Origin of the sequence: Streptococcus sp. 2022WUSS037 (genome assembly GCF_044427225.1) — a bacterium.
In the GTDB taxonomy this organism is placed as follows: domain Bacteria; phylum Bacillota; class Bacilli; order Lactobacillales; family Streptococcaceae; genus Streptococcus.
In genome coordinates, this window is sequence record NZ_JAOTGJ010000048.1 from 1 (window position 1) to 6,904 (window position 6,904).

Here is a 6,904-nt window from a genome sequence, read left to right on the forward strand (position 1 = left end):
AAACCCATTCTTCAATATCTGGACAAACCTCTTCCAAGTCTTGGATGAAACGGGAGTAAGCAGATTTTGAGGGGGCATGGACCAGTTTTATCGTCCCGTTTTTTAAGTTAACCCCGTGGGTTTCAAAACCACAGATTTGACGTAGTTGACTGTTCATGTTTAACTGACGAAGCAACTGTTGATCCGTTTCCAGTTGAAGAACTATTTTAGCAATATAGGCACTGAAGTAGGACTGGATGCTGTAATCTTTACGACCATGTTTTCGTTTGGATTCTAACTTGTCAAATAGATCTGTTTCTGGAAGACCATCTAGTACCATCAAAATTTTTTCCAAATCACCCAGTTCCTGTTCCTCAAAAAGGTTAAGCTGTGTTATAATTTTCATAGTGAGACCTCGTTAATAGAGATTTTTGACTTAAAACTATTATAACGCTTTGACGTTTTATTGAGGCTCACAAAAGGGAAAAATCGCTACTTACCGTGGCGATTTTTCTTTTTGAAAGTTTGAAAAGCTATGATGGGTAGGGCATAACCAACTACGGGAATGATTCTATAAATAGTCCCTCATGTCTGTTTATGTTACAATAATCAAAAGGAATAGGAGAACAACTATGATTATTTCAATGAAAAATGTCCATTACAAACGACAGGGAAAGTACATTTTAAACGACATCAACTGGGAATTTAAAAAAGGCGAGCGTTGGGCTATTCTAGGGCTCAATGGGGCTGGAAAATCAACTCTCCTTCGTATTTTAATGGCTGAGTTTTGGAAGACATCTGGTGACCTGACTGTGCTTGGAGTGGAGTTTGGCAAGGGCGATATTCCTAGCCTTCGCACTAAGATTGGGATCGTAAGCTCCTTTCTAGCCGAACGATTTCCTATTGATTTGACAGCTGAGCAGATTGTCTTGACTGGAAAATACAAATCCTCCATCCTTTACCGTGAATACGGTCAAGCTGAATTGGATGAAGCCATAGACATGCTCAAAACCATTAAGGCCGAGCACTTGATTGGTCGGACCTATGCTAGTTTGTCACAAGGAGAACGTCAACTCCTGCTCATTGCCCGCAGTTTGATGGAAGTGCCGGCTATTTTGATTTTGGACGAGGCTACTGTGGGCTTAGACCTTTTGGCTCGCGAACGCCTGCTCCATCACATCGACCATATCTGTCAACTCCCAACGGCTCCTGCCATTATCTATGTCACCCATCACGCCGAAGAAATCACTGATAATTTCACCCATGTCCTCCTGCTCAAAGATGGCATGGTCTTGGCACAGGGACCCAAAGAAGACATCCTGACACCTGAACTCCTCAGCGATTTTTATGGCAATCAGGTGGAATTGATTGACTTGGGTGAGGGAAGATTGTTCATTAAGCCCATATTATAAAAAATAAATCCAGCCCTAGTTTGAGCTGGATTTTAATCGTTCCACCATCACCAAAAACGGTGGGGTATTGATTTGGTTGAGGGGTTTGTAGAGCATGACCGTAAAGACAGTCTGGTCTAGCTGGCTGACAAAGTCTAAGACAGCATCCTTCTCAACCGCCCCACCCTCATGTCCATAATAAATCATGATGGCTAGGCGACCACCAATCACCAGTCGGTCAAGAACTTTTTCGATAGCTTGAAGGGTGGTTGCTGGTAGGGTAATAACAGACTTATCTGCCGAAGGAAGATAGCCCAGATTGAAAATTGCTGCCTTGCATTCCTCCACATACTGATCTAGGTTTTCGTGTCCTGTCAAAACCAATTGGGCATTGGTCAAGCCAGCTTTTTCTAGTTTTTCAGCCGTTGTGGTCAGGGCTTGTTCCTGAATATCAAAGGCCACCACTTTTCCTGCTCGCTGGGCTAAAAATAGCGTGTCATGCCCATTTCCCATAGTCGCATCGACCGCTAGGTCCTGGTCTGTTAATATCTCATCTAAAAAGGCATGAGCCATGTGTAAAGGTCTAAGCATTTTCTCTCCTAATGTACTCTATTTTCATAAAATGTATCACACTTAGTATAGCATACTTTCCATCTTTAAAAAATTTTAAAAAAAACCGCACATTTTCCTCACCCATTTGCGAATAAATAGGTATGAAGACAGTTATCCTATTTTTCCTTGGAGCTTCTATCGGCTCCTTCTTGGGATTGGTCATCGACCGTTTCCCTGAACAGTCCATTATCGCACCCTCTAGTCACTGCAATGCCTGCAAGCGACGGCTCAAAGCTTGGGACCTAATTCCCATCCTGTCCCAGCTTTCCACAAAATCCAAATGCCGTTACTGCAAGGCGAAAATACCTTATTGGTATCTGGGACTGGAAGTCTTAGCTGGTCTAGTCGTCCTGCTCTGCCATTTTCAAGTCCTAAACCTAACCGAAACCATTCTTATCTTGGCAGGACTAGTTTTGACCATTTATGACATCAAGCATCAGGAATATCCTTTTGCTGTCTGGCTCGTTTTTACTTTTATAGCTCTGCTACTCTCCCAGCTCAACTGGCTCTTCTGTGGCCTTTTGGTCCTGGCCTATCTGACTGAAAAATGGCAACTCAATATTGGTTCTGGTGATTTTCTCTATCTGGCAAGTCTCTCACTTTTATTTGGTTTTACCGAAATTCTCTGGATTATCCAGATTAGTTCCATCTTGGGGCTGGCGATCTTTTTCATCTTCAAACCAAAATCCCTTCCTTATGTACCTTTTCTATTTTTGGCCAGTCTCATTATCAATATCACTCTCTAAATCGAGCCTCGCTCGATTTTTTTGATATAATAGAAAGAATAAAGGAGAATGCTATGACCATTTTTACAGATGACAGTTTGAGCCTGCATACCGATCTTTATCAAATCAACATGATGCAGGTCTATTTTAATCAAAACATCCACAATAAACACGCTGTGTTTGAAGTCTATTTCCGTTCACAACCATTTAAAAATGGCTATGCCGTCTTTGCTGGCTTGGAGCGTGTAGTAGACTACCTCAACCATCTTTCCTTCAGCCAGACGGATATTGACTATCTGACTGAGTTAGGCTATCCACAGGATTTCCTTGACTACTTGTCCCAATTGGAAATGACTCTCACTGTCCGTTCGGCTAAGGAGGGCGACCTGGTCTACGCTAACGAACCCATTCTTCAAATCGAAGGACCATTGGCACAATGCCAACTAATCGAAACTGCCCTCTTAAACATCGTCAACTACCAAACCCTGATTGCTACCAAAGCCCGTCGTATCAAGGCAGTCATTGAAGATGAAATGTTGATGGAATTTGGTACCCGTCGTGCTCAGGAAATGGACGCTGCCATTTGGGGGACTCGTGCGGCCTTTATCGGTGGTGCTTCTGCAACATCCAATGTTCGAGCTGGAAAAATCTTCGGCATCCCTGTCGCTGGTACCCACGCCCATGCCCTTGTACAAGCCTACGGAGATGATTACAAGGCTTTTAAGGCCTATGCGGAAACCCATCATGATTGTGTCTTCCTTGTGGATACCTATGACACCCTACGAATCGGTGTTCCTGCAGCCATCAAGGTTGCCAAGGAAATGGGAGATAAGATTAACTTCAAAGGGGTTCGGATTGATTCAGGCGATATGGCCTATATTTCCAAGAAAGTTCGTCAGCAATTAGATGATGCAGGTTTTACAGATGCGAAGATTTACGCATCTAATGACCTGGATGAAAATACCATCCTCAACCTCAAAATGCAAAAGGCAAAAATTGATGTCTGGGGAGTTGGTACCAAACTCATCACCGCCTACGACCAACCTGCCTTGGGCGCTGTCTACAAGATTGTATCCATCGAAGATGAAGATGGAAATATGCGTGACACCATCAAGCTGTCTTCTAATGCGGAAAAAGTCTCCACTCCTGGTAAGAAACAGGTTTGGCGCATCACCTCCAAAGAAAAAGGAAAATCAGAAGGGGACTACATCACCTTTGCGGACACTGACGTCACACAGATGGATAATATCTATATGTTCCATCCAACTTACACCTACATCAATAAAACCATCGAGAACTTTGATGCACGTCCTCTCCTAGTTCCTATTTTCGAAAAAGGAAAACAGGTCTATAAACTTCCAAGCCTAGCGGAAATTCAGACCTATGCCAATCAGGAATTTGACAAACTGTGGGATGAATACAAACGGGTTCTCAATCCACAGCTCTATCCAGTTGATTTGGCTCAGGATGTCTGGGACAACAAGATGGATATTATCAACCGCATTCGCAAGCAAAGCCAGGCTAAATCCATTTAAGAAAGATACATTATGACTCTACAAGAAACTATCATCAAGGAACTTGGCGTCAAGCCAAGCATTGACCCAAAAGAAGAAATCCGTCGCTCCATCGACTTTCTCAAAGACTACCTGAAAAAACACCCATTTTTGAAAACCTATGTCTTGGGGATTTCTGGTGGACAAGATTCGACCTTGGCTGGTCGTTTGGCTCAGCTGACTATGGAAGAAATGCGGGCGGAAACAGGTGACGATTCTTATCAATTTATCGCTATCCGCCTCCCTTACGGTGTGCAAGCTGACGAGTCTGACGCCCAAGCAGCCCTAGCCTTTATTCAACCAGATGTCAGCTTAACCATCAACATCAAGGAATCAACAGATGCAATGGTGGCTGCAGTCAATGCAAATGGGCTTACTATGTCTGATTTTAATAAGGGAAATGCTAAAGCCCGCATGCGTATGATTGCCCAATATGCTGTTGCTGGTGAACGCAAGGGGGCTGTTATTGGAACTGACCATGCAGCTGAAAATATCACTGGCTTCTTTACCAAGCACGGAGACGGCGGTGCAGACATTCTCCCCCTCTTCCGCCTCAATAAACGCCAAGGAAAACAGCTTCTAGCTGAACTGGGGGCAAATGAAAAACTCTACCTCAAAGTTCCTACTGCAGACTTGGAAGAAGACAAACCAGGCCTTGCTGACGAAGTCGCTCTCGGTGTTACCTATAACCAAATCGACGACTATCTTGAAGGCAAAACCATCGACCCTCAAGCCCAAACCATTATCGAAGGATGGTGGAACAAAACAGCCCATAAACGCCACCTGCCAATCACGATTTTTGATGACTTTTGGAAATAATACTCTTCGAAAATCAAAATCAGACGTTGTTGACTTGATTTGATGAACTGAAAAGCTCCTATGGAGTTTTCAGCCAGTTCCCTTGAAATATAAAAGGAACAGTGTTCTATCTACATCATATTGATATGAACTAGGTTCGCTCTATCTCCAACCTCTATAGGTTCCCCAAACCTTTGGAGCAAGTCTGATTTTGATTTTCATTGAGTATAAAAATTATGGGAGTGGGAAAGACATCCATGATGGCTTCGCCCTCACCCACAGAATAATGAAAACGAACATAAAGCCCTCACTAGGTGTATAATCTTAGTGAGGGCTTTGTGGTCGACGAGTTAATGATGTTAGTCATCGAGGGAAAAACTGATCCACTCTACTGACGAGCACCCCAAAATATGCTATAGGCATGAGTATAAAAATACGACTAAAATTCGGTAGATAAGCTCTCTAATTTTAAAAAGGAGGGAATTGTCATGGATGTTCTCTATCAATCTTGTGCAGGTATTGATATCCATCAAGCCAATATTGTCGTCTGTATCCTACATGGACCACTCACCTCAACTCGTCCAAAGCGTGAGATGGCTACATTTGATACAACGACTAAAGGCCTGCGTGCTTGCCACGATTTTCTCAGTCAATTTCATGTGGAAGCTGTTGGCATGGAGAGCACAGGTGTTTATTGGCGACCTGTCTGGCATGCTCTATGTGATGACTTCGAGTTGATACTCGCTCAACCAGCTCATATGAAGGCTATTCCAGGTCAGAAAACCGACAAGAAAGATGCTCACTGGATAGCTAAATTAACACGGATTGGTCTACTTCCTCGGAGTTTCGTTCCCGATGAAACCATTCAAGAATTGAGGGAGTTGACCAGACAACGAAAACATTATGTGGAAAGTCGCAATCGAGAAACCAATCGTATCCATAAAATTCTTCAGTCAGGTGGTATTAAGCTAACAACCTATATTGAAGATATTATGGGGCTATCTGGTCGTAATCTCCTTCAGCTACTGGTTGATGGGACGCCTATCACACCTCGCATTGTCCAGCAATCCGTTTATACCAGTCTGAAGAAGAAAATGCCGCAGCTTTTGGAAGCCTTGGACGGTTATTTCTCTGACCATCATCGCTTCATGTTAAAGCAGTCCTTAGAGATTTATGATTTTTATCAGAAGCAGATTGAGTTGTTGGAAGAGCGAATTAATGTCTATCTATCACAATATGAAAAACATGTAGAAATATTGGATTCCATTCCAGGCATTGATGTCATTACAGCTTCTGTTATCATTTCTGAGGTTGGTGTTGACATGAGTCAGTTTCCCACTGCTGGACATTTAGCCTCTTGGGCAGGACTCTGTCCAGGTAATAATGAGAGTGCTGGTAAGAAACGAAGTACTAAGATTCGACATGGTAATTCTTATTTGAAGAAATGTTTATGCCAAGCCGCTTTCGCAGTCAAAAAACAAAAAGGAAGCCCCCTAGCAGACCGATTTTATCAGATTCAAAGTCGGCGTGGTTCACAAAAAGCAACAATTGCCCTTGCACATCAATTATTAAAAATAGCTTATATCCTCTTAAAAGAGCAGATAACGTATTCTGAATTTTTAGCACAGAAAAAGACTACTAGGGACGAGCTAGTAGCCTAAATACAAAAATTTTTTCGCTTTGATTCTATCATAGGGAGGGAGTTTTTGCATTCTTTTGAGTTTTCGTATAAGAACTCGACTGGTCTAAAAAAGAGTTCGTCTTCCCACCCCCGCACAGTTGATTAGGTCAGATTTGGAGTGTGAAACACGAACAAATCTGCCAATCAACCACTGCGCTGAGATGT

At 42.9% G+C, this 6,904-nt stretch carries 7 protein-coding genes; 5 read left to right on the plus strand and 2 right to left on the minus strand.

What is annotated here, in order from left to right; genetic code table 11:
- Nucleotides 1-385 (minus strand): transposase (locus ODU55_RS10960; RefSeq protein ID WP_398582837.1); only part of this gene is annotated, 385 nt, incomplete at its 3' end.
- A gap of 226 nt (nucleotides 386-611) precedes the next feature.
- Here ODU55_RS10960 and ODU55_RS10965 point away from each other — a divergent pair.
- Nucleotides 612-1,391, plus strand: a complete 780-nt coding sequence (locus ODU55_RS10965; RefSeq protein ID WP_398582838.1) for an ABC transporter ATP-binding protein — start codon at nucleotides 612-614, stop codon at nucleotides 1,389-1,391.
- 15 nt (nucleotides 1,392-1,406) lie between these two features.
- On the opposite strand, the gene ODU55_RS10970 is transcribed toward ODU55_RS10965, so the two are convergent.
- Nucleotides 1,407-1,961 (minus strand): tRNA (mnm(5)s(2)U34)-methyltransferase, encoded by a 555-nt coding sequence (locus ODU55_RS10970; RefSeq protein WP_398582839.1) that lies wholly within the window; start codon nucleotides 1,959-1,961, stop codon nucleotides 1,407-1,409.
- A 122-nt stretch (nucleotides 1,962-2,083) separates the two neighbouring features.
- On the opposite strand from ODU55_RS10970, the gene ODU55_RS10975 reads away from it, so the two are divergent.
- From ODU55_RS10975 to ODU55_RS10990, 4 genes are all read left to right on the plus strand, one after another.
- Entirely contained in the window at nucleotides 2,084-2,728 is a 645-nt protein-coding gene (locus ODU55_RS10975; RefSeq protein ID WP_398582840.1) for a prepilin peptidase, read from the plus strand.
- Between the two features lie 59 nt (nucleotides 2,729-2,787).
- Entirely contained in the window at nucleotides 2,788-4,242 is a 1,455-nt protein-coding gene (locus ODU55_RS10980) for a nicotinate phosphoribosyltransferase (protein WP_398582845.1), read from the plus strand.
- 12 nt (nucleotides 4,243-4,254) lie between these two features.
- Nucleotides 4,255-5,079, plus strand: coding sequence for an ammonia-dependent NAD(+) synthetase (gene nadE, locus ODU55_RS10985; protein WP_398582841.1), 825 nt, complete (start codon nucleotides 4,255-4,257; stop codon nucleotides 5,077-5,079).
- A 467-nt stretch (nucleotides 5,080-5,546) separates the two neighbouring features.
- Complete coding sequence (locus ODU55_RS10990) at nucleotides 5,547-6,719, plus strand: IS110 family transposase (protein WP_398582842.1); 1,173 nt, start codon at nucleotides 5,547-5,549, stop codon at nucleotides 6,717-6,719.
- Nucleotides 6,720-6,904: the final 185 nt, after the last annotated feature.